Here is a 22439-nt window from a genome sequence, read left to right as displayed (position 1 = left end):
AATAAATTTTTTTAAATACAAATTCGCAATGATTTATAACAAAGATTGCAATGTAAAGTTACACAAATCAGATGAATTATTTACTTACTCTGCCGTTACTGGCGTTAACTGCTGGCGCTTAGCTGTACGGACAACATCATGGGTTATTTTCCAGCACGGATTGCACTAATAAAAGAGACATAGCATGCTGCAATTTTCTTCTTTTCGACACTAGGGTTTAGACATCAAGCTCTCGGCGATCGCCTCGCTGAGTGTGGCCGTGCTGTTTTTGGTTTTCACATTGTCACTGACGCGTTCTGCGGGCGATCAGTTAAAAGCGCTGACGCTGCACGATATGCAGAGCCAGGTGACCGATGTGACGGACATGATCACTATGTACGATGCCAGGTTACAAGCGGAAGTGGGCAACTACAGCACGCTGTTCGCCAGTTTCCTCCCTACCCAATACAGCATTGATACCACCCAGCGAGTACCTTACGGCGATGGTTCACAGCCTACGCTGAAAGCGGGCGATACGCAGTTGAATGTGAACACTGCCATCGTAGATGATTTTCTCAGCCGCACTGGCGCGATTTCAACACTGTTTGTGCGCGACGGCGATGACTTTGTGCGCATCACGACCTCATTGAAAAAAGAGGATGGCACCCGCGCCATCGGCACCCGGCTCGACAGGGAAAGCACAGCCTACACCAGCATTATGAAGGGTGGCACCTATAGCGGATTGGCTCCGCTGTTCGGCAAGCAGTACATCACCCAATACACGCCCATCAAGGATACATTAGGCCAGATTATCGGCATCCAGTTTGTCGGCATCGATATCACGCGTGAATTCACCCTGACGCAGCAACGCATTTTGGAAAAGCGCATTGGCGAAGATGGGCATTTCTTCGTGATTAATGCGAAAAAAGGCAACGAACTCGGCAATTACCCTACCACCGAACGCGCGCTAACCAGCGCCCTGACTGGTCCGAAGGCGCGCTGAGCCAGATTCTGGGTGCCAATGACGGCACGCTGGAGTACCGTGACAACAGCCTGTCGCCGAACGAACAGCAACAGGTGATGGTTTTTCAGGCAGTGCCGCAGTGGGGATGGGTGATCGTTGGTACGCTGAGCAAAAGCAGTCTGCTGGCTAACATCACTCACACACGCAATCTGTTCCTGGCTGGGGGTGCCTTATTGACGCTGATTTTTGCCGTGTTCTTTATGTTACTGACGCGCCAGTGGCTAAGCCGACCGCTGGAAGACGTGGTGAAAGTGGCAGAACAGTTCTCTGCCGGGAACCTGCAAGCCACGTTGACCACGCAACGCAATGATGAAGTGGGCCGCCTGATCGGTGCCATCAATGGCATCGGGCAAGGGTTGGCGCGATCGACGCCCAGGTGCGCGCCTCCGCAGAAGAGATCAGCGCCAGTACCGATGCGCTGGCGCAAGATAGCGAAAACATCAGCGAGCAAATCAGCCGTCAAGCCAGCAGCGTGGAAGAAACCTCTGCCAGCATGGAGCAGATTTCAGCGACGGTGAGGCAAAACGCGGACAACGTTTCCAGCATGCGCCAGTTGGCGGAAGAGAGCGCCAACGCCGCCCAGCACGGCAACGAGCGCGTGAGCGACAGCGTCTCTACCATGAGCGACATCAAGGATTCATCGCAGCGTATTTCCGATATCACCTCAATGATCGAATCCATCGCGTTCCAGACCAACATTCTGGCACTGAACGCGGCAGTTGAAGCGGCTCGCGCCGGAGAGCACGGTAAAGGTTTCGCCGTAGTCGCCGCCGAAGTGCGTGCGCTGGCACAACGCAGTGCAACCGCGGTGAAGGAGATTGAAACGCTGATTAACGAATCGCTGGAAAAAATTGAAGCGGGTTATCGCATTTCCGCCAAAACTCAGTCGGCAATGGACGATTTACTGCAACGTATTCATCAGCTCAGCACCATCATCAATGAAATTGACACCGCCTCACGTGAGCAATCGACAGGCATCGAACAGGTCAATGTCGCCGTGGTGCAAATTGGTCAGGCAACGCAGAAAAGCACTGAACTGGTGAGTAATTAGGAGTACACGGCACAAGGACTGCGCCAGAGGATAACGCAGCGTCGCCCAGATCTTCATCGTAACGCTGAAAGGGCAAGCCATCGTGTTCGCGCGTCAATGTGGTGCGCATTACTCTGACCAGACTCTGCCCCTCAGACAGGTTATCCGGTGCGAGATACACCAATCGGTAAGTTTATATCTGATCATCCGGCAGTGCAAAATTAGAGCGGCAATGGGGGAACACCAGCGTGTTATAGCGCTCACCGTTGACGTTCAGCAGTTTCCTTTCCTTGTCGAGATCAATCACGCGCTGAACGCTCGCCAACAGCGGATCGGGATCAATCTCATATTTAAGCTGAGTGTTAACGATCAACACATCGCTTAACGCAGCTTTGTGTTCCACAGCCAATCGCCGATTTTTCACCAGTGCCTGGCCAATCTTCCATTTTGTGTCACCTTCATAATGGAAATGGCGATAATTCTGCAACCCATCAGCGCGTCCCATACTGTTTTTTAGTGTGTGCGGCTGATAATCATCTTTATATCGCCACTCATAGTGGTGCTGGGGAATAAAATGCGTCTCCTGCTTTTCCCTTTTACCGTTAAAAATGCCCGAAAACCCACGTCATCGTTCATCACAGTATCCAGCCCCGGATCCTCAAGAAGAGTACCATGTGGAGAGAGTATTTTTAACGTGATATCCGCAGGGATAATGACGCTGGGTTGAGCCAGATCGCTATCAAAATAGCCGCCATGGGCAGAAATCACCAGGGTTTTGCTGCCATGCTGTTGGACGCCCTTGGGGCTTTTGGTAAAAAACTGCACATAATGGTCATCTGCCAGGGTACGATAGCCGACGGTGCCAACCTCACGCGCATTACGTAGTTTGATGGGCGTAAAATCCGGGCTGCTTTTATAGAGTCGATCGCCGCGATAGCGCCGCTCACCTCTGATTTTTTTTCCTTTTAATCGAACCAGCTTTGGCACAAATGATTGACGCTTGCCCGCAGATACCATCATTTGTCGTGCCTGTATCTGTTGGACACTCAAGCGACCGGCACCAATGACATCGCCCAGGGTACCGAATGCAAGAAACCACGCCCCCGATTTGTGCTTCGGAGAATGCCTGCTCATACACCACACCATTATCAGTGCTGGCAGCCTGTTTCAAATTGACCGCTATTTCGCCCAAACCAGAGGCAAGCCCGATCGTTGCCAGTACCGCAGCGCCTGTGGGGCCAGTCACTATCAGCAACAGCATGCCAGCAATGGTGCCAGTGGCGGCCAGAGCCCTTTTATAAAACATCAAATTCCTGTCGCGGGTAAACTCATCGCGGGTATACACCACTGCATAGATGTTCTTCTTCATCAGCTCCAGCAGAGCCTGATACAGCCGATGTTGATAATGCTGTCGATATTCGAGCCGCAGCTCTGGCCGTAGGCAAAATGCGGGCAGATCCACTCCACGATAAATATTCGGATTACACATCAGCATAGGTTTCAATCCCCCCTCAGCCAAGCGCTGCTCATCAAACATAGAGAGATGCTTACGAATAAAATCTTCAAACGCAGGATCAAATGCATAATGATCGGCAATTTTCATCTCTGAATGGGCCAGAGAAATATACACCACGCGCGAATCAAGCACGGTGGACAGAGCAAGAAGATGCGGAACAACGCGATCCTTCACGGTTACCAACTGCGGATTGAGTTTACCTTCAAGAAAATGGCGAATGGCATGGGGAATATTAGATGAATGGAGCATTTCAAGCGCATGAATCACAATACCAATGGCACGGAAGTCGGGCGTCGCTTCAAACAGGCGCTGAAACGTGGTGTTGGCCTTCAGTGCACTGAGCAACGTACCAAGTTCCGTAGCGATATGGTCCGCAATGTTCGGCGTTCTCGTACACGCCAGACGCAAAAAGGGATTGGTATCGGCAGGGAAGTAGAAGGAAGTGTCCCCTTGTGCGAGAGCCTCTCGCGTGTGAACCCCCAAATAAAGCGCCTTAGTGGTGAAATGCTCAGGCAGGTAGATCCGATCCCCATTGAGCATCCTATGGGCAAACATGATTCGATGAGATTGATCGAGCGCAGGAGGCGGAAAATGTTCCGCCAGTTGCGCATAATATTTCTTGTACACGTCTGTTATTACACGGTTCAGACCTGCCGCATTTCCCTGCCAGTATGCGGAGTGTTGAATAGCATGTTGACGTGATTCCTGCGCATATTTTTTCATCAATGATTGCGCTGCGGCCGTCTTGCGCCTGGGCGCAAAATGCGGAGGCGTTTCATTCAGATACTGTTTGACGTAGCTGATGTGGCTGAATTTCGCCAGCCGTCGGCGGGCTGCGCGTCCCAGCTTTTGATAGCTAAGGCGAAACGGCGTCTCTTTTTCCCCAGCCCCAGCAATAGCATATCGATAACCATCCAGGTGTAGGCGGGTCCTCGTGTTTTAATGTCTGGCAAGGGAAAACGCAAAAATTCATCACTCAATATGGCAATGACATGAGACTTATCCGCCGCTGGTAATTTAGCGCGGTCATACATCAGGTTAAAACGAGAGATCGGTGAGGAAGAATGCTTGGTATTGCGCCGCGCTCTTATGGCGCGATCCGCATGCCTTTCCTTTGAGGTCTGAAACTGACGCAAATAATCCGCCAGCGCCGTATGCTCAGCGTCTGAAAGCACCTCAACCTGCGAATACACCTCCGGGTTCACGTCAGCAAGCGCGCTGGCGTGTTCCACCGACTCGGACGCTAGCGGCAAAAGCGTCAATGCGCTATCGCGATATCCGGCGGGAGGTAAATAGGGTGAAAATGTTCCAACGTGGGCAGTTCCAGGATACAAATCGATAGGCAGCCTCTCAGGTTCATCCTGGTATCGCGAGCGAAAAGTGGCGATCCCGGTAGCCCCTGCCCGACACGCCATTTCGCCCAATAGCAGAAGCCCCCCCAGTAGCAACGTTTTTTTAACACATGATGCTCCTGTATTTGCCTGCGTGTTACTAGGCTTGAATGCCTTGTTAGCGGTCTCTACACCGGATTCCAACGTCAGAGGGGAAACGGATACCGCACGCAACGTATCTCGTAGCGGTTTACGTTCATCGTGACCCAGGTTTGATGGCGTTTTACATCGGGACGGTGGCATCACAGAATATCTCGAGCCGCCAGATGCGCCCGAAACCGGAGGTAACAACGTCATGGAAAGAGACCTTTCTAAAAGGGTTAAAAAAGACGAGTGAAAAAAGGCGGGATGATAAATCAAATAATAAACAGCATGTTACAGAAAACACCCTTGTTATAAGACACAATAAAACCGCTAAAAGACAGAATAAAGCGTTTCATTTCTTGAGAATAAGAGCACAACCATCCACACTTATCTCAGGCCATAACCTCAAGGACATCATGATGAAGAGAACGTTTATCGCCCTTTTATTAGGTGCTGTTTCTGTTGGTGCGGTTGCGCAACAAGGGGGATTTGTCGCACCGAACAGCGCAGGCACTACGTCTGGCTGATTTAAAGGCCCGGTGCCCGGTTTGACCACCGTAGAACAGGCTAAAACGCTCAGGGACGATGTCTGGGTGGTATTGGAAGGTCATCTGGTGCGGCAGTTAGGACATGAACTGTACGAGTTTCGCGACAGCTCTGGCACCGTGAATGTTGATATCGATGACAAACGCTGGGTAGGGCAAACCGTCACGCCCAATGACAAAATACGTATCGAAGGCGAAGTAGATAAAGACTGGAATAGCGTAGAGATCGACGTTAAATCAGTACATCTGGTGAAATAGCGCGTCACCACCGAGGGGCTTGACGCCCCTGTTCACTCAGGGCAAGCTGCGAAACACTCCCCGCCCTTTTTTACAGTTGCAAGGAACTTATGACTGCGCTTACACGGTTCATCACCTTTTCCCTCATGACGCTGCTGTGCGCCTGTAGTGCTTTTCAAAGTAAGCCAATGCCGCTGCCGCCGCCAACACAGCAGGCGCAGCTTATCGTCTATGCCCAAACCAGCACCTTAGAGAAAATGGGATCGATATCGGTCAACGTGCGAGGCAGTAGCGACGACGCCGATCGTGCCATTCAACAAAAAGCTGACGCTTACGGCGCACGCTATTACACCATCACGTTGAAGCAAGAGCACTAATTGACCAACATGTGGACATCACGCGCCGTGCTGTATCGCTAAGCAGACGCGTTGATGCACAAAACAGAGGATGGTTACGCCAGACGCTGTCTCACCGCTTCAAACAGACAAACACCGGTCGCAACCGAAACGTTAAGCGACGAAACGCTACCGGCCATCGGGATGCTGATCAACTCATCGCAGTGTTCACGCGTCAAACGACGCATCCCTTCCCCTTCCGCGCCCATAACCAGCGCCAGCGGTCCAGTCAGCTTGCTTTGATAGAGCGTGTGGTCGGCTTCACCCGCGGTCCCAACGATCCACACTTGATTTTCCTGCAACAGGCGCAGCGTGCGCGCCAGATTGGTCACGCGGATCAAAGGCACATTTTCCGCCGCCCCGCAGGCCACTTTTTTCGCGGTGGCATTGAGTTGCGCAGAACGATCGCGCGGCACAATGATCGAATGCACCCCGGCGGCATCCGCGTTACGCAAGCACGCACCGAGGTTGTGAGGATTAGTAACGCCATCCAGTACCAACAAAAACGGCTGTGCTACGCTTGCCAGCAGATCCGGCAGATCGTTTTCCTGATACTGACGCCCCTCTTTGACGCGCGCCACGATCCCCTGATGCACGGCCCCTTCAACCTTGCTATCCAACCATTGACGATTCGCTACCTGAATCACAATGCCATTAGCTTCCAAGGCCGCGATCACCGGTTGCAAGCGGCGATCTTCACGCCCTTTAAGGATGAAGACTTCCAGAAAACGCTGTGGATCGCGTTCTAACAGGGCGTTGACTGCGTGGATACCGTAAATAATTTCGCTCATTGATACTCTTCAAACGTGGTGTGTTAACGAACGGCGTAAGCTCCGCCGTTCGCTGCGGGCATTACTGTGCCGCGTTCTTTTTACTGGCGCGTTTCGCCTTGGTGGCGGCGGCGATTTTACGCGTTTTTTCGGCGTTTTTCTGCGCCTTGTCGGTCTTTTTCTTCGCCTTGGCCTTTGCTTTCACCTTATCGGGCGCAGCCTTTTTCCCTGCTCTATCGTCCTTGCGAAACGCACTGTCAGGCTCAAAATTAGCCGGTTTCTTACCACCGCGCCGTGCTGGCCGCGCCTCACGGCGCTCCGGTTTTTTCGCCTTGTCGCGTGCAGTATTGCCTTCACCGCGCACTTTGCGTGTGCTGGAGAACAGAGAGAAATCGATATTGCGTTCGTCCATATTAACCGCTTCCACGCGAATTTCGACTTCATCATCACCAAGACGATAGACCTGCCCGCTTGATTCACCGATCAAGCGTTGGCCCACATTGTCATAACGGTAGTAGTCGTTATCCAGCGTCGAGACATGCACCAGACCATCGATAAACAGATCGTTGAGACGCACAAAGAAGCCAAAGCCGGTCACGCTGGAAATAATCCCGGTAAAAGATTCACCGACGTGATCCTGCATAAAGTCACATTTCAACCAGTCGGCGACATCGCGCGTGGCTTCATACGCCCGCCGCTCAGTCAGCGAACAGTGCATGCCCAGTTGCAGCATCTCATTAAGATCGCTGTGCCAACCGCCAGTCGGCGTCCAACGTTCACGACGATCGCTCAGCAAATACTTGATGCCACGGTGCAGTGACAGATCGGGGTAGCGGCGAATCGGCGACGTAAAGTGACCGTATGATGTCAGCGCCAGACCAAAGTGACCGCGATTTTCCGGATCGTAAATTGCCTGTTTCATGGAGCGCAGCATCATGGTTTGCAGCATTTCATGGTCGGGGCGATCCGCCACCAGCGTCATCAGTTCTGAATAATCTTTGGGTTCCGGCTTCATACCGCCTTTCAGCGTCAAACCAAGCTCACCCAGCACGCTGCGCAGTGCCAGCACATGGTCTTCACTCGGGCGATCGTGCACCCGGAACAGTGCAGGCTCCTGATTTTTCTCAACGAATCTGGCCGCCGAGATATTGGCCAGAATCATGCACTCTTCAATCAGTTTGTGCGCATCGTTACGCACCATCGATTCCACGCGTTCGATACGGCGTTCCGCGTTGAAGATAAACTTCGCTTCTTCGGTTTTAAAGGCAATGCCGCCGCGTTCTTCACGCGCTTTTTCCAACACCTGATACATCTTGTGCAGCTCTTCCAATCCGCCTACCAGCGGCTGGTAATGCGCACGCAGTTCCGCATCGCCTTGCAACATATGCCACACCTTGGTGTAAGTCAGGCGCGCATGGGAACGCATCACGGCTTCGTAGAATTTGTATGTCGTCAGCTTGCCAGTCGCAGAAATGGTCATCTCGCACACCATACACAGCCGATCCACGTCCGGGTTCAACGAACACAGGCCGTTCGACTGTACTTCCGGCAGCATAGGCACCACTTGCGAAGGAAAATAGACCGAGGTGCCGCGCGCCCGCGCTTCATGATCCAGCGGCGTATTGGGACGCACGTAATAGCTGACATCAGCGATGGCAACCCACAAACGCCAGCCGCCACCGCGTTTTTTCTCACAGTAGACCGCATCGTCAAAATCGCGCGCGTCTTCACCGTCAATCGTCACCAGCGGCAGCGAACGCAGATCGACGCGCCCTTTTTTCGCACTTTCCGGCACCTGTTCGTTGAAATCTTTGATCTGTTCTTCGACCTGTTTCGACCAGGTGTGCGGGATATCGTGAGTGCGCAATGCGATATCCACCGCCATGCCGGTACCCATTTTATCGCCCAGGATCTCAACAATCTTCCCGATGGCTTTGGTACGGCGCGTGGGACGTTGCGTTAACTCAACCACCACCATGTAGCCCATACGGGCGCCGTTGATGTTCTCTTGCGGGATAAGAATATCGAAGCTCAGGCGGCTGTCATCCGGCACCACAAACCCCATACCGGCATCGAGGAAGTAGCGACCGACAACCTGCCCGGTACGCGGTTCCAGAACCCGCACGATACGGCCCTCACGCCGCCCTTTGCGATCGGCACCCAGCGGTTGCGCCAGCACCACATCGCCATGCATAGTGCGTTTCATCTCTTCAGCCGACAGGTACAAGTCGTCCTTGCGCCCTTCTACACGCAGGAAACCAAAACCATCGCGGTGGCCGATCACCGTGCCACGCAGCAAATCCAGTTTTTCCGGCAACGCATAGCATTGGCGGCGGGTAAACACCAGTTGACCGTCACGCTCCATCGCGCGCAAACGACGACGCAGCGCTTCTTGCTGCTCTTCCGTAGTGAGTTCCAAATCGGCAGCCAGTTCATCGCGGCTAATGGGCGTATTGCGTTTTTCGATGTGAGCCAGAATGTATTCGCGGCTGGGGATGGGTGATTCGTATTTTTCTGCTTCTCGTTCCAGGAATGGATCTTGGGACATTGCGGTTCCTCCGTTGTCTTCAGCAGAAGGCTGAACGGGCTTCATTCAACCAACAATAATTTATAAAGCGGCGGGTTCTCTTTCACCATATCGGCCAACGTATGTTGGTCCAGTTCGGAGAGAAAGCGCTGAAGGCTCTCTTGCAGTACCCCTTTTAAGCGGCATGCCGGCGTGATGTGGCAAAAATCATGGTTGCAGTTGACCAGAGACAGCGGTTCCAGCGCGCGTACCACATCGCCAATGCGAATGGTTTGCGCTGGCTTGCCCAAACGGATGCCGCCATTTTTACCGCGCACTGCCATCACAAAGCCAGCCCGACTAAGTTGATTGATAATTTTGACCATATGATTACGAGAGACGCCATACACTTGCGTCACTTCAGTAATGTTCGTCATCTTCCCTTCAGACAGTGATGCCATGTATATCAGCGCGCGTAATCCGTAATCCGTAAAACTGGTTAACTGCACAGAAACCTCGGATACCCTCGGGTATCGGTAGGAACGTCGTATCAATGTTCATCGCAACAATGCTCATCACAACAGCGTTCGTCAAATCATCAAAGCTCATGCCAACAGCACACTACTGCGTTTCTACAGCCTGAGCCGCAACGCCGCAGAAAGAAAATACGCCACTAACATGAACGGAAAATAACATAAGAGCCAGATTTACTAGCAATAATAAACCAGTCGCAAATGATCCGGCGAATTATTTAGCATATTCCCTGGATTTGAACGTCGGTTCTGCCTTTTTCCCTGCTAAAAGACATCCCCCATTTTTGTGCAATGCACACCACCCTGCACAAAGACGGGGCGGATAAACAGTGAAAAACAGCTATAAGTGTGCGCCACGCACTGATAACGTTATTCTGTTTACCCATCTTTTTCTGCCGTAAAACGGGCACGGATATTGCTGTATTTCCCGCGTTTTTATCAGCCCTCGCGAGGGCATATTCAGAGAAACGCAACGATGTCGGCTCAAAACGAATTTCCCCTTAGCGAAGCCCCCAAAGAGGGGCGCAAGGGATTACTCTCCATCTCCATGGTGTTGTTCAGCTTTACCTTTTTTACCGGCACCATGTTTGCTGGCGGAAAAATCGGCGTCGCATTCAATATCGTCGATATGCTGTGGGTGGCAATTATCGGTAATGTCTTGCTGGCCACTTATGCTGCCGCACTGGCACTGATCGCAGCGCGCAGCGGCCTGAACTCGGTGCTGATGGGCCGTTTTTGTTTCGGAGAACATGGCAGCAAACTCTCTGATTTTCTGCTCGGTTTTGCCGAACTGGGTTGGTATGCCTGGGGAACCGCCACCGTGGCGATTGCGATGGTCAAGCTGCTGGCGCTGCCAGAGAGCGTATCACTATTGATGGTGCTGTTTGGCCTCGGCTTCTGCCTTACCGCCATCGTCGGCTACAAAGGGCTGGATGCGCTGTCACGCATCTCGGTACCACTGATGTTTGTGATGCTGATTGTCTCCATGTGGATTGCCACGCATGACGTCGGCGGCTGGCAAGGACTGGCGAAAATTGTACCAGACCAAACCATGAGCTTTTACGCCGCTATCACCATGGTGTTCGGCACCTTAGCCAGTGGTGCAACGCAGACCACCAACTGGACACGCCTGGCACGCAGCGGCCGCATCGCCGTCAGCGCCAGCTTTATCAGTTTTCTCGGCGGTAACGGGCTGATGATCATTTCCGGCGCTTACTGCGCCATCGTCTACAAACAGGCCGATATTGTTGCCGTAATGATGTTGCAGGGGCTCTCAATCGCTGCGGTGATCATGCTGTGTTTGAACCTGTGGACCATTCAAGGGCCGACCATCTACAACGTTTCCGCCGCTGCCTGCCACCTGCTGCGCAGCGAGCGACGTCGTACCTTGACGCTGATAGGTGCCGCCATTGGCATTGTGCTCGCGATTGGTGGCATGTATGAAATGCTGATTCCGTTTCTGATCCTGCTGGGGTCGATCATCCCTCCGATTGGCGGGGTTATCATGGCGGACTATGTTTTCCGCTATCGCTGCCAGTATCCGTCCATTCAATCCGCTACTTTGCCCCGTTTCAACTACATCGGCCTCAGTGCCTATGCTATCGGAGCAGTTATGGCTTATTTGTCACCGTGGATTGCACCACTGGTGGGGATTGCCGCTTCGGCAGGCAGCTATGTTCTGCTGAGCGTGCTGGCAAAACGTTTTGCGCCCACGATGGCGCTGTCAGGAGAATAAGCCATGAACCTCACGGTGGGCGACATTCTGGCGTTACCAGGGCTTGAAGCCCTGCGGCTACGCGCAGGCCAACGCCACTGCCATCGACCGGTACGCTGGTACTACGTGGCAGAAAACGAAGGGATCGCGGATTGGATCATGGGCGGTGAACTGGTGTTCGTTACCGGCATCAACCACGCCCGTGATGAAGCGAACCTGCTGCGTTTGTTGCAGGAAGGCCATCAGAGCGACATAGCCGGGATGGTTATTCTCACCGGCGAGGCGTTTATTCATGCAATCCATGATTCTGTCGTTGCACTGGCAGATCTGCTGGGTATACCCCTGATTGAACAGCCCTACATGCTGAAGATGGTCATCGTCACTCAGCTTGTGGGCACAGTGCTGGTACAACGCGACAGCCTGCTACGTTCACAGCGGGAAATTTTGACCCAACTGCTTACCGGCGATTACCCCAGCATCGAACTGACGCGTCAACGTGCTTCGCATTTACAGTTGACGCTGAACCGCCCGCACCGGGTGATTACTCTGCGCCTGTCAGGTATCCCCGCATTGTTTGATAACCATCCGCCGGACAGTGCAGAATCGCAGCTACAAGCCGCGCGTCAGACGCTGCAACAGGCGTTGGAAGAGCGGCTTGCCACCCAGCCCGCTTCACTGCCGCTGGTCACGCTGAGTGAACTGTTTATTCTGTTCTGGCCAGAAGAGGATGCTGCGTTTCTTGATGGCAAAGCCTGACTGGCAGAAATGCGCCAGTCATTAAGCCCGTCGCTCCAACCGCTGTCGCTATTTTGTGGCCTCTCTTGCACAGTCACCCAGGCACACCATTATCGACGCGGATTAGGTGAGGCGCGGCGCGCGTTGGAAGTGGCTGAAAGCATGCGTCCCGACAAAGGGATCTGTGACTTTAGCGCCTTGGGCGTGCTGCAATTACTGACAGCTATCCCCGACCAAGAGCTGGTCAACCGTTTTATGAAAGAAACACTGGGACCGCTGTTTGCCGCCAACCGTAAACATCCGGCGCTGTTGATCGACACGCTGGAAGCAATACTGCAAGAAAACGGCAACGTTATCAAAGCCGCCGAGCGTCTCGGTATTCACCGCAACACCCTCAATCAACGTTTGCAACGGATCGAACGTCAATCCGACCACCGCGTGAATGACCAGCAGTGGCGACTAAACGTCTCCGTTGCCCTCTTAATCTGGCGCATGTCTCATGCGAAACAGCAGGAGTTTCTATGAAAATCATCAATGCTGAACTGCGTCATCAATCCGGCCTGTTCACCCTCACTCTGGAGGATGGCGCTATCGCCACTATCGATGCGCAACCGACCTTAATCGCGCCAGTTACTGCCTCCGATGTGCTTGATGCCGCAGGCAATCTGGTGATCCCGCCGCTGGTGGAGCCCCATATCCATCTGGATGCTACCCTGACGGCAGGAGAGCCAGAATGGAACATGAGCGGCACATTGTTTGAAGGCATTGAGCGCTGGGGCCAACGCAAAGCCATCATCGACCACGAAGACACCAAGCGTCGCGCCCACACCACCATCGGTATGTTGCGCGATCACGGCATTCAGCATGTGCGCACCCACATCGACGTAACCGACCCGACGCTGGCCGCGCTGCAAGCGATGCTGGAAGTGAAAGAAGAAGCGCGCGATCTGATCGATCTTCAGATTGTCGCATTCCCCATTTCGAATACACCCGTGAACAAGGCGTCAGCTCCATCAAATTCTTGATGGATTTGGCTGAACGCACCGGTTGTCTGGTGGATGTGCACTGCGATGAAACCGACGACGCACAGTCGCGTTTTCTCGAAGTGCTGGCGGAAGAGGCGCGTGCGCGTCAAGTGGGTGAATTAGTGACCGTCAGCCACACCGTGGCGATGGGCTCTTATGATAATGCCTACTGCTCCAAACTGTTCCGTCTGCTGAAGCGCCCAGGGATCAGTTTTGTCTCTTGCCCCACCGAGAGTATTCACCTGCAAGGGCGCTTTGACACCTTCCCGAAACGCCGTGGCGTTACCCGCGTGGCGGAACTGGATCGTGCGGGTATGAACGTCTGCTTCGGATAAGACTCCATCAAAGATCCGTGGTACCCGCTGGGCAATGGCAATATCTTGCGCGTACTCGATGCCGGATTGCACATTTGCCACATGATGGGGTATGACGACCTGCAACGCTGTCTGGATTTCGTCACCGATAACAGCGCCAAGGCGCTCAACCTCGGCAATCGTTACGGGATTGCTGTGGGTCGCCCGGCAAATCTGGTGATTCTGGATGCAGAAAACGACTACGAAGCCGTGCGCAAGCAGGCCAAAGCGCGCGTTTCCATTCGTCATGGCAAGATCATCATGCAGCGCGTGCCGGAACAACTGATCTACCAGGCATAACCCGCCCCTCCCGTCAACGCGGCACTCAGGACGCCGCATTGGCGGGCATTTGTCGTTCCATCGAATCGATCATCGACTGCTTCGCGGTATCCAAATGGCGGCGCAGTTCACGCATTGCGAGCAGATCGTTACGACACAGCATCGCGCTCAACAATGCCAGATGCTCCTCCACCGCCAGCGTATTGCGTTGCTTGAGCGAGCGCTCGTCCCACTGGTAGTGAAAGTGGAACACCACCGAGATTATCTCGCTCATCTGATCAAAAAACGGATTATCCGCAGCAGAAACAATCAGTTGTTGCAGTTGCTGATCCAACGGCGAAAACAGGCGATAGTATTCCTGAATGCGATTACGCAGTTCACGATGGCTCTCCAGCAGTTCTTTCACCGTGATCCAACGCGGGTCAATGTCAGGCAAGTTCATAAAGGCGTTTAGCGCGTGCGTTTCCAACATCTCCCGCAGTTCAAACAGTTTTTCGGCATAGGCCTGATCGAACTGCTTCATACGCCAATAGCCCCGGCGCAGACTCTCTATCAGATCGTAACGTGAGAAACGCAGCAGAAACTCGCGCACGACTACCGGTCGGACGTGGCACCAACGCGCTAATTGCAGTTCGGTAAAAGCATCGCCCGGCACGATCTGGCGCTGGTTGATCATGTGATAAAAGCGCTTTTCGAACAGTGCCGTCTGTTCCTCCAGCGTTTCCGCAATCACATCAAAACCGTCATTGTTCTCCAGCACGCGCGCGATGTGATATTTGCCGCCCTCGCGCACCACGATGCCGCTCTCCGTCAGGTAATCCAGCGTGTGCATCACGGTAGTCCGACTGATGTTGAACATCTCGGCCAGCACCGCCTGCGAAGGCAACGGAGAAACCAGCGAAGCCTGATTTATCGCATCGAGAAACTGATTAATTACATGCTGGCGTAAGGTCGGTGTGCGGCTCATAAAGTACCCGTTATGGTTTTTTATTCATTAAAAACCTATTAAGAGCCGAAGTCAGTGTGATTTATCACATTACTGAAAACACTCTGCAACATGGTCCTTAGTTTTAGGAAAAGATAAATGCACCAGGGGAAATTGATGTAGAGAATAAAAAATGAAAAGTCTTATATGCCGACAGCCCACACAATTCAAATATAAAGAACGACCCGTGCCAACACCAGCGGAAAACGAAGTATTATTAAAAGTCAAAACGGTCGGCATATGCGGCACCGACATTCATGCCTGGGCGGGGAAACAGCCTTTCTTTAATTTTCCTCGCGTGCTCGGTCATGAAATTTGTGGTGACGTTGTTGCCATCGGGAATAATGTCACCCGTTTTCATATTGGGCAACAGGCGGCCGTTATTCCTTATCTTTTTTGTAACGCGTGCAGCGCCTGTTTAAATCATCGTCCGAATTGCTGTGAAAATATCTCGGTTATCGGCGTACATCAGGATGGCGGAATGGTGGAATATATCGCCGTGCCGGAAAGTAACGTACTGCTGGCAGAAGGCATTGACCAAGCTGCGGCGGCGCTGATTGAACCCTTTGCCATCAGCGCTCACGCAATCCGTCGCGCTGAATGTGTGCCGGGCGACAGCGTGCTGGTCGTCGGCGGCGGCCAGATTGGGCTGGGCGTCGCGGCCATTGGCCTGGCGGACGGTCTGAATATCGCACTGGCCGATACCCAAGCAGAACGGCGGGCGCATACCCATAACCTGCTGGGCATACCGGTACTGGACCCGGCATCCCCCCAGTTTGAGCAACAACTTCGTGCCAACTTCCAGGGAGAACTGCCAAATAAAGTGATTGATGCCACCGGAAATGAAATTGCGATGAATAACAGCGTTAATCTTATTCGCCACGGAGGACAAATTATTTTTGTTGGTTTATTTAAAGGAAACCTCTCCTTTTCCGATCCTGATTTTCATAAAAAAGAGACAACCATGAGGATTTTGCTAAAGTGGCAAGATTGATGAGTGAAGGAAAAATCAGTGCGGGAATGATGTTAAGCCATCGATATGACTTTTCATCCCTCGCGGCGATTTATGAAACTGAAATAGTTAATAATAAAAATCTGTTGAAGGCTGTCGTGGAGTTTTAATCTCACTTCGCGAAATCATTGGACGAATGCCTTACCCTACAAAAAATAATGAGGTTGCTATGAAAATAAAATTACTGCCCTTATGTTTTGCTGTGAGTTTTGCCGTAACAAGAATCGCTGGTGCACAGGCTCAAACCAAAGAACTGCGTTTTTCCTGGTGGGGAGGCAACCAGCGCCACCAGGCAACGCTCGCCGCCATTGCCGCGTTTGAAAAAGCGCACCCGGACATCAAGGTGAAAGCAGAACCCGCGGGGTGGGATGGCTACCTCTCCAAATTAACCACCCAGTTGGCGGGCAACACCGAGCCGGACGTGATGCAAACCAACTGGAACTAGCTGGTGCTGTTTTCCAAGGACGGCAACGGTTTCTATAACCTCAACAATGCCAAAGGGATAGACCTGACACAGTTCTCACCGCAAGCGCTCAAAATGACCAGCGTGGACAACAAGCTTAACGCTATTCCTGTCGCTATGACGGGGCGTTCCATGTATTACAACCCGGAGTTGTGGAAAAAAGTGGGATTGAGCTATCCGCAGACCTGGGATGACATGCTGGCGGCTGGTCCGGTTTTTAAACAGAAACTGGGCGACGATCACTACCCGTTAGTGCTGGCTAATAACGACACCACCATCATGACGTTTCTGAACTCGTACATGATTCAGAAATACAACAAAACCATGATCGATGATAAAACCCAGTCCTTCACCTTTACCCCGCAGGAGTGGCTGGACTACTTCGGGATGTATAAAAAACTGGTCGACGGGCACGTCATCCCTAATATGAAGTTTTTCGCCGCCTACGGCAAAACCAACGCTTGGGAAATTCCCAATTGGCTGGAAGGCAAGATTGGCGGAGTTCACACCAGGAGTACCGACAACACCTTCTCCGGCAGCCTGAAAGCGCCGGCCACGCTGGAAATGGGGCCCTATCCGACGCTGCCGGGCGCCAAAGACAGCGGCATGTTCTACAAGCCTGCCATGATGTTATCCATCGGCAAAAACACTCGATATCCCCAGGAGTCTGCCCAGTTGATCAACTTCTTGCTGAATGCGCCAGAAGGGGTCAGCGCCATGGGGCTGCAACGCGGTGTGCCGTTGAGTCAGGTTGCCAGCAAACAGTTAATGGATGCGGGTACGCTCAATGCCACGCAGTTGCCCGTGCAGGGACTGAAACAGGTGGAATCGCTGTATGGCAATATTGCGCCGTCTCCCTATATGGAGAACCCACAGCTGTTGGCCTCGTTCCTGGAACACCTGCAAAAATACGACTATGGCCAGATGACGCTGGAAGAGATGGCGCAGTCGTTCCCAAAATCGGGGCAGCGCATTCTGAAAAAAATCATGGAATACCTGCACCTGCGCTACACAGCCGTGTGGCGTAGGCGCTATTAGCAATGGGTAAACCGTTTTATTCTGTCACTACGTTATTTGTAAACATGCGAGAAAACTATGAACGCCTTTGACACTGCGCACATGGACACCGCGGCATACGCACGCCGCTACGACGCGATTTATCAAAAACTTGAGCTGTTGTTCAATAAGATCATTACCGTTCGCGCGGACGATGCCGCATTGAAGAAGCAAAAGGTGATCGCCTCCAATCTCTCGATCGAAAACTAGGACTGGTCGCAAGGCGTGGGGATCTACGGTATCTGGCGTCTTTATCAGGTCACGGGCGAACAGCGTTATCTGGACTATGTGCTGGCATGGTACCAACGCCGCCTGGCGGAAGGATTACCGGAGAAAAACATCAATCGCATGGCACCAATGCTGACGCTCACCACCATGGGGATCGTCCAGGAGACACGCGAGCATCAGGCGCTGATCGAGGAATACGCACACTGGATTGAGCACGAACTGTTGCGCACCCAGGAGAATGGGTTCCCACTGCACCAGCGATCACCTTAATGAAGAGCAGCTCTGGGTCGATACGCTGTTTATGAGCGGCTTGTTCTACGCTCGCGCCAGCACCTACCTCAATCGCCCAAGCTATCTGGATGAAGTCAGCTATCAGTTCCTGTTGCATATCAAATACCTGATCGACAGAGATACCGGACTGTGGATGCACGGCTGGAACTTCACCGGCAATGGCAACTACGGTAAGGCACTGTGGGGACGTGGTAATGGTTGGGCAGCCATCAGCACCGTCGATTTCCTTGAGATGCTGGACCACCAAGATGCCAGCTATCAGATGATCCTCAACACGTTCCGCCGTCAAGCCGATGCAGCCGTGCGCTATCAGGATGCCAGCGGTATGTGGCGTACCCTGCTTAACCAGCAGGACAGCTATCTGGAGACTTCCGGCACCGCCGGTTTCACCTACGCGCTGTTAAAAGGCATACGCCTTGGTCTGCTCGACGAACGCTATCACGATGCCGCCTGGAAAGGTGTCAATGCCCTGTTGAGCCGTATCAGTCCGCAGGGAGAAGTCGCGGATGTCTCCGCAGGGACGTCAGTCGGGCACGATCTCGATTACTATCGTAAGATTGCCATCAAACAGCGCGCGTATGGTCAGTCGCTTACCATGCTGGCGTTGACAGAGGCATTAGCCGGGCTGAAGTAACTCTGGCAGCCCCGTGGCGTATCGGGCCGTCGCGGGGCTTTTTTCACTGCTGCTTACCGCGCCGTTTATGGGGTAAAAACCTGCTCCGCATCCGGTGGCAACAATCCGGCTTTCCAGCGTTGCTGCCAGCTGTGCGCAAAAGTTTGCATCCCGCTTTGACCGCCCATCTGCAAAAGCCCCGGCAACTGATGGCTTTTGCCCTCACGAATCAGGCTGGCCACAGCTGTATTGGTCAGCAACACTTCATACAGAGCGACGCGCCCTCCTCCGCGTCGTGGCACCAGTTGCTGCGCCACCACACCTTGCAGGCACAGCGCCAGTTGGCTGCGCACAAAATCTTTCTCCTGTGCGGGAAAAACATCCAGCAGACGTTCTACCGCCTGAGCGGCACCGCGTGTATGCAGCGTCGCCAGCACCAAGTGCCCGGTTTCTGCCGCCGTTAACGCCAACCGAATGGTTTCACCGTCGCGTAATTCCCCCAGCAAGATGACATCTGGGTCTTCACGCAGAGCACCGCGCAAGCCGTGGGCAAACGACGGGCAGTGTACGGATCTCACGCTGTTGGATCAGGCCGCGATCTGCGCAAGGCGCAGATGAGTAGACAAATTCAATAGGGTCTTCCAACGTAATAACATGGCAAGCCTGCTGCTGTCTGAGCGCATTCACCATCGCCACCAATGTGGTGGATTTCCCACTGCCGGTTGCGCCGGTCACCAGAATCAACCAGGCGTGTCGCGTGATTAACGAAGCAAGGATCGGTGGCGCATGCAGTGTTTCCAACGCATGTGCCGTCGTAGCAATGGTACGTAACGCAACGGAAAGCCAGGCATGCTGACGAAACAGATGTGCGCGCAGCCGAATGCCGTCGGGTGTGGTCAACGCGCCATCGGCCTGCCCCTCAGTGTGTAATTGCTGGCGCTGATGGGCCGTCATCCAACTGTCTCCCCAACGCTCCAACTGCGCAGCGTTGCAGCAGGCGCTGGTCTGTATCGGTTGTAACTCGCCATCAATATGCCACATCGGTGGATATCCGCTACACAGGTGCAGATCGGAGGCATTCTGTTTTACACTACAGGTTATCCACTCATTGATATCCATAGACCCTATCCTTAGCATGACCATGAACCCGATTGAGCAGAATCTACAGAACGTCAGAGAGAAGATCGCCTCCGCTGCCGCATGTGGGCGCTACCCGCACGCGGTGACCTTGCTTGCCGTCAGTAAAACCAAACCTGTGGCAGCGATCGAAGAAGCGATTGCCAGCGGGCAGCGAGGTTTTGGGGAAAATTATGTACAGGAAGGCGTGGACAAGGTGCTTTATTTCCGTGAGGTCATGCCTCAGGTGGCATTACAATGGCACTTTATCGGACCGCTGCAATCCAACAAGAGCCGTCTGGTTGCCGAACATTTTGACTGGTGTCACACCGTCGATCGCCATAAAATCACCCAACGTCTGAGCGAACAACGCCCAGCGGCATTATCGCCATTGAACGTGTTGCTGCAAGTGAACATTAGCGGTGAAGCCAGCAAATCGGGGATCAAACCAGCAGATCTTCCCGCCCTGGCCGCTACCGTCGCTGCCCTGCCGCACCTGACGCTGCGGGGCCTGATGGCAATTCCGGCACCGGAAAGTGACTACGCACGGCAATTAGCCGTGTTTCAATCGATGAATGACCTGTTTGCGCAGTTAAAATTGCATTATCCTCAGGTGGATACCCTCTCCATGGGGATGACGGATGATATGAGCGCCGCGATTGCGGCAGGCAGTACGCTGGTACGCATCGGCACCGCCATTTTCGGCACACGGGACTATCCTCAGCATGTATAGGCCTCAACATGGATAATTCTCACCATGGATAATCCCATTCGGGACTGAACGCTGCCACTGGCCGGTTGACGAACACGAGAGAACATAAATATGCAACACCGCAAGCTTACTTTATTGGTGCCGGAAACATGGCTCAGGCCATCATTGCAGGGCTGATTAACGGCGGTTATCCTGCCGATCGTATCCGTGTCTGCGCACCGAGCGCCGCACGACGGGATGCGCTGGCACAGCGCTATGGCGTTATCAGCAGTGACGACAACCTCGCGGGCGCGCAGGATGCTGACGTCGTGGTGCTGGCGGTGAAACCGCAGTTGATGGCAAGCGTATGCGAGCCGCTGCGCGGCGTGCTGAACGCGCCGGGTAAGTTGGTGCTGTCTATCGCGGCTGGAGTGAGTGTGGCGCGCTTTCAAGCGCTGTTAGGGGAGCCGCTAACGCTGGTGCGCATTATGCCAAACACACCGTCATTGGTGTGGGCAAAGGCATGAGCGGCCTTTATGCGCCCGCTAACGTATCGGCGGAAGATCGTGCCTTTAGCGCTGAACTGATGCAAAGCGTGGGTAAAGTATGCTGGGTTGAGCAAGAGCGCGGCATCAACGGCGTTATTGCCGCCGCAGGCAGCGCACCGGCCTATTTTTTTCCTGTTTATGGAAGCGATGCAGAAAGAGGCCATACGCCAAGGATTCACACCGGAAAGTGCACGTCAGTTGGTGCAGCAAGCCGCACTGGGTGCAGCTGCACTGGTAGAAGCCAGTCCGGATACGCCGCTTGCGACGCTGCGTGAGAATGTGACGTCCAAAGGCGGCACCACCGCAGAGGCGCTGCGGGTGTTTAACGAACGCCAACTGACACAAAACCGTCGCCGATGCCATGCAGGCTACCGTGCATCGCGCGCAGGAAATGGAAAAACTGTTTTAACGCACCGTTATTCTCTATATAGCTGATAAGGAATCGATGTTTCTATGCTAACCCTGACGTTTCTGGTCAAGACACTGATCGACCTGTATGTAATGGTGCTGCTGTTACGCATTTGGATGCAATGGTCACGCAGTGATTTTTATAACCCGTTGTCACAATTCGTGGTGAAAATCACGCAGCCTATCGTCAGGCCGCTGCGCCGTATTCTGCCTGCACTCGGCCCCATCGATAGCACATCGCTGCTGTTGGCGTTTCTGCTGACCACGTTGAAATACCCCCTGCTGATGCTGATTCAGGTTGGAGCCTTCGCGATAAGCCCGGTCAACTTGCTGGTGGGTTTGTTGGCACTGTTAAAATCCGCGGGCTATCTGGTGTTCTGGGTAGTGATTATCCGTGCGCTGATGAGTTGGGTGAGTCAGGGACGCAGCCCGGTGGACTACCTGCTGTTCCAACTTACCGAACCGTTTATGGCCCCGATTCGCCGTATTATTCCAGCCATGGGCGGCATCGATTTATCCGCCATGGCGGTGATTTTGATCCTGTATCTTCTGAACTACCTCGGCATGGATCTGTTTCCTGAATTTTGGTTCCTGCTGTGAGTGCAATAGCACTGATGCCCGACGGGTTGGTCATTCGGCTCTATATTCAGCCGAAGGCCAGCCGAGACCAGATAGTCGGCCTGCACGGTGATGAGCTTAAAGTCGCCATCACCGCGCCGCAGGTTGATGGTCAGGCCAACGCGCATTTGGTCAAATACCTTGCCAAGCAGTTCCGGGTGGCAAAAGGCGCAGTGAGCATTGAAAAAGGTGAGCTGGGCCGTCATAAACAGATTAGAATTGTTAATCCGCAGCACATTCCTACGGAAATCGCCGCATTGATCTAGTAGTAACCCTCCACAGGGGACTGCGCAT

General features: G+C 53.3%; 17 protein-coding genes and 8 pseudogenes. 15 read left to right on the top strand and 10 right to left on the bottom strand.

Annotated features, from left to right (window positions below; genetic code table 11):
• Positions 1 to 286: 286 nt before the first annotated feature.
• Positions 287 to 2051: pseudogene (locus JZM30_RS18370) on the top strand (methyl-accepting chemotaxis protein); the annotation flags it as partial.
• Positions 2052 to 2226: 175 nt separating this feature from the next.
• On the opposite strand, the gene JZM30_RS18365 reads toward JZM30_RS18370, so the two are convergent.
• From JZM30_RS18365 to JZM30_RS18345, 5 genes are read right to left on the bottom strand one after another with little or no spacing between them, the layout of a single operon-like run.
• A complete protein-coding gene (locus JZM30_RS18365) occupies positions 2227 to 2538 on the bottom strand; it encodes a hypothetical protein (protein ID WP_252320442.1) in 312 nt (103 codons plus the stop codon).
• An 8-nt stretch (positions 2539 to 2546) separates the two neighbouring features.
• Positions 2547 to 3020, bottom strand: coding sequence for a putative adhesin (locus JZM30_RS18360; protein ID WP_252320440.1), 474 nt, complete (start codon positions 3018 to 3020; stop codon positions 2547 to 2549).
• Complete coding sequence (locus JZM30_RS18355; RefSeq protein ID WP_252320438.1) at positions 2977 to 4272, bottom strand: hypothetical protein; 1296 nt, start codon at positions 4270 to 4272, stop codon at positions 2977 to 2979. The genes JZM30_RS18360 and JZM30_RS18355 overlap by 44 nt, the downstream gene beginning before the upstream one ends.
• Before the next feature lie 56 nt (positions 4273 to 4328).
• The gene (locus JZM30_RS18350) at positions 4329 to 4802 is read right to left on the bottom strand and encodes a hypothetical protein (RefSeq protein WP_252320657.1); all 474 of its coding nucleotides are present in this window, start codon (positions 4800 to 4802) and stop codon (positions 4329 to 4331) included.
• A 5-nt stretch (positions 4803 to 4807) separates the two neighbouring features.
• A complete protein-coding gene (locus JZM30_RS18345) occupies positions 4808 to 5011 on the bottom strand; it encodes a hypothetical protein (protein WP_252320655.1) in 204 nt (67 codons plus the stop codon).
• Between the two features lie 432 nt (positions 5012 to 5443).
• Between JZM30_RS18345 and JZM30_RS18340 the strand changes: the two are divergent.
• Together JZM30_RS18340 and bsmA are read left to right on the top strand one after the other, a co-directional pair.
• Positions 5444 to 5827, top strand: a pseudogene (locus JZM30_RS18340) (YgiW/YdeI family stress tolerance OB fold protein).
• An 89-nt stretch (positions 5828 to 5916) separates the two neighbouring features.
• Complete coding sequence (bsmA, locus tag JZM30_RS18335; protein ID WP_252320436.1) at positions 5917 to 6183, top strand: biofilm peroxide resistance protein BsmA; 267 nt, start codon at positions 5917 to 5919, stop codon at positions 6181 to 6183.
• Between the two features lie 74 nt (positions 6184 to 6257).
• On the opposite strand, the gene rlmB is transcribed toward bsmA, so the two are convergent.
• From rlmB to nsrR, 3 genes are all read right to left on the bottom strand, one after another.
• Entirely contained in the window at positions 6258 to 6992 is a 735-nt protein-coding gene (rlmB, locus tag JZM30_RS18330; protein WP_252320434.1) for a 23S rRNA (guanosine(2251)-2'-O)-methyltransferase RlmB, read from the bottom strand.
• Positions 6993 to 7053: 61 nt separating this feature from the next.
• Positions 7054 to 9519 (bottom strand): ribonuclease R, encoded by a 2466-nt coding sequence (gene rnr, locus JZM30_RS18325; protein ID WP_252320432.1) that lies wholly within the window; start codon positions 9517 to 9519, stop codon positions 7054 to 7056.
• Between the two features lie 41 nt (positions 9520 to 9560).
• Positions 9561 to 9986: a nitric oxide-sensing transcriptional repressor NsrR gene (gene nsrR / locus JZM30_RS18320; RefSeq protein WP_252320430.1), complete on the bottom strand. Its 426-nt coding sequence runs from the start codon at positions 9984 to 9986 to the stop codon at positions 9561 to 9563.
• A gap of 499 nt (positions 9987 to 10485) precedes the next feature.
• Here nsrR and codB point away from each other — a divergent pair, with 499 nt between their 5' ends.
• The 3 genes and pseudogenes from codB (at position 10486) to JZM30_RS18305 (ending at position 14137) form a co-directional block, all read left to right on the top strand.
• Positions 10486 to 11745: a cytosine permease gene (gene codB, locus JZM30_RS18315; protein ID WP_252320428.1), complete on the top strand. Its 1260-nt coding sequence runs from the start codon at positions 10486 to 10488 to the stop codon at positions 11743 to 11745.
• Positions 11746 to 11748: 3 nt separating this feature from the next.
• Positions 11749 to 12984 (top strand): annotated as a pseudogene (locus JZM30_RS18310) (PucR family transcriptional regulator).
• Positions 12981 to 14137, top strand: a pseudogene (locus JZM30_RS18305) (amidohydrolase family protein). Before JZM30_RS18310 ends, JZM30_RS18305 begins: the two co-directional pseudogenes overlap by 4 nt.
• Before the next feature lie 25 nt (positions 14138 to 14162).
• On the opposite strand, the gene JZM30_RS18300 reads toward JZM30_RS18305, so the two are convergent.
• On the bottom strand, positions 14163 to 15083 hold the full coding sequence (locus JZM30_RS18300) for a GntR family transcriptional regulator (protein ID WP_252320426.1): 921 nt from the start codon (positions 15081 to 15083) through the stop codon (positions 14163 to 14165).
• A 151-nt stretch (positions 15084 to 15234) separates the two neighbouring features.
• Here JZM30_RS18300 and JZM30_RS18295 point away from each other — a divergent pair.
• From JZM30_RS18295 to JZM30_RS18275, 5 genes and pseudogenes are all read left to right on the top strand, one after another.
• Positions 15235 to 16223, top strand: a pseudogene (locus JZM30_RS18295) (zinc-binding alcohol dehydrogenase family protein).
• Between the two features lie 59 nt (positions 16224 to 16282).
• Positions 16283 to 17614: pseudogene (locus JZM30_RS18290) on the top strand (ABC transporter substrate-binding protein).
• A 57-nt stretch (positions 17615 to 17671) separates the two neighbouring features.
• Positions 17672 to 17842, top strand: a complete 171-nt coding sequence (locus JZM30_RS18285; protein WP_252320424.1) for a hypothetical protein — start codon at positions 17672 to 17674, stop codon at positions 17840 to 17842.
• Positions 17843 to 17857: 15 nt separating this feature from the next.
• Complete coding sequence (locus JZM30_RS18280; RefSeq protein WP_252320422.1) at positions 17858 to 18130, top strand: glycoside hydrolase family 88 protein; 273 nt, start codon at positions 17858 to 17860, stop codon at positions 18128 to 18130.
• Positions 18099 to 18785, top strand: coding sequence for a glycoside hydrolase family 88/105 protein (locus JZM30_RS18275; RefSeq protein WP_252320420.1), 687 nt, complete (start codon positions 18099 to 18101; stop codon positions 18783 to 18785). Before JZM30_RS18280 ends, JZM30_RS18275 begins: the two co-directional genes overlap by 32 nt.
• A gap of 65 nt (positions 18786 to 18850) precedes the next feature.
• On the opposite strand, the pseudogene JZM30_RS18270 reads toward JZM30_RS18275, so the two are convergent.
• Positions 18851 to 19883 (bottom strand): annotated as a pseudogene (locus JZM30_RS18270) (type IV pilus twitching motility protein PilT).
• Positions 19884 to 19905: 22 nt separating this feature from the next.
• Between JZM30_RS18270 and JZM30_RS18265 the strand changes: the two are divergent.
• The 4 genes and pseudogenes from JZM30_RS18265 to yggU all read left to right on the top strand — a co-directional run bounded on the left by JZM30_RS18265 (position 19906) and on the right by yggU (position 22411).
• Entirely contained in the window at positions 19906 to 20613 is a 708-nt protein-coding gene (locus JZM30_RS18265; RefSeq protein ID WP_252320635.1) for a YggS family pyridoxal phosphate-dependent enzyme, read from the top strand.
• Between the two features lie 90 nt (positions 20614 to 20703).
• Positions 20704 to 21528, top strand: a pseudogene (proC, locus tag JZM30_RS18260) (pyrroline-5-carboxylate reductase).
• Positions 21529 to 21572: 44 nt separating this feature from the next.
• Complete coding sequence (locus JZM30_RS18255) at positions 21573 to 22127, top strand: YggT family protein (RefSeq protein WP_252320418.1); 555 nt, start codon at positions 21573 to 21575, stop codon at positions 22125 to 22127.
• A 14-nt stretch (positions 22128 to 22141) separates the two neighbouring features.
• The gene (gene yggU / locus JZM30_RS18250) at positions 22142 to 22411 is read left to right on the top strand and encodes a DUF167 family protein YggU (protein ID WP_286673662.1); all 270 of its coding nucleotides are present in this window, start codon (positions 22142 to 22144) and stop codon (positions 22409 to 22411) included.
• The last annotated feature ends 28 nt before the right edge of the window (positions 22412 to 22439 follow it).

This window comes from Candidatus Symbiopectobacterium endolongispinus (assembly GCF_018777385.1).
In the GTDB taxonomy this organism is placed as follows: domain Bacteria; phylum Pseudomonadota; class Gammaproteobacteria; order Enterobacterales; family Enterobacteriaceae; genus Symbiopectobacterium; species Symbiopectobacterium endolongispinus.
This window is presented reverse-complemented; position numbering and strand designations above follow the sequence as displayed.

Bases quoted from the DNA above. Each gene is read 5' to 3' on its own strand.
- JZM30_RS18365 (WP_252320442.1), bottom strand. From the start codon at position 2,538: ATGGGACGCGCTGATGGGTTGCAGAATTATCGCCATTTCCATTATGAA.
- JZM30_RS18355 (WP_252320438.1), bottom strand. From the start codon at position 4,272: ATGAAAAAATATGCGCAGGAATCACGTCAACATGCTATTCAACACTCC.
- bsmA (WP_252320436.1), top strand. From the start codon at position 5,917: ATGACTGCGCTTACACGGTTCATCACCTTTTCCCTCATGACGCTGCTG.
- rlmB (WP_252320434.1), bottom strand. From the start codon at position 6,992: ATGAGCGAAATTATTTACGGTATCCACGCAGTCAACGCCCTGTTAGAA.
- rnr (WP_252320432.1), bottom strand. From the start codon at position 9,519: ATGTCCCAAGATCCATTCCTGGAACGAGAAGCAGAAAAATACGAATCA.
- codB (WP_252320428.1), top strand. From the start codon at position 10,486: ATGTCGGCTCAAAACGAATTTCCCCTTAGCGAAGCCCCCAAAGAGGGG.
- JZM30_RS18300 (WP_252320426.1), bottom strand. From the start codon at position 15,083: ATGAGCCGCACACCGACCTTACGCCAGCATGTAATTAATCAGTTTCTC.
- JZM30_RS18285 (WP_252320424.1), top strand. From the start codon at position 17,672: ATGAACGCCTTTGACACTGCGCACATGGACACCGCGGCATACGCACGC.
- JZM30_RS18275 (WP_252320420.1), top strand. From the start codon at position 18,099: ATGGGTTCCCACTGCACCAGCGATCACCTTAATGAAGAGCAGCTCTGG.
- JZM30_RS18265 (WP_252320635.1), top strand. From the start codon at position 19,906: ATGAACCCGATTGAGCAGAATCTACAGAACGTCAGAGAGAAGATCGCC.
- JZM30_RS18255 (WP_252320418.1), top strand. From the start codon at position 21,573: ATGCTAACCCTGACGTTTCTGGTCAAGACACTGATCGACCTGTATGTA.
- yggU (WP_286673662.1), top strand. From the start codon at position 22,142: ATGCCCGACGGGTTGGTCATTCGGCTCTATATTCAGCCGAAGGCCAGC.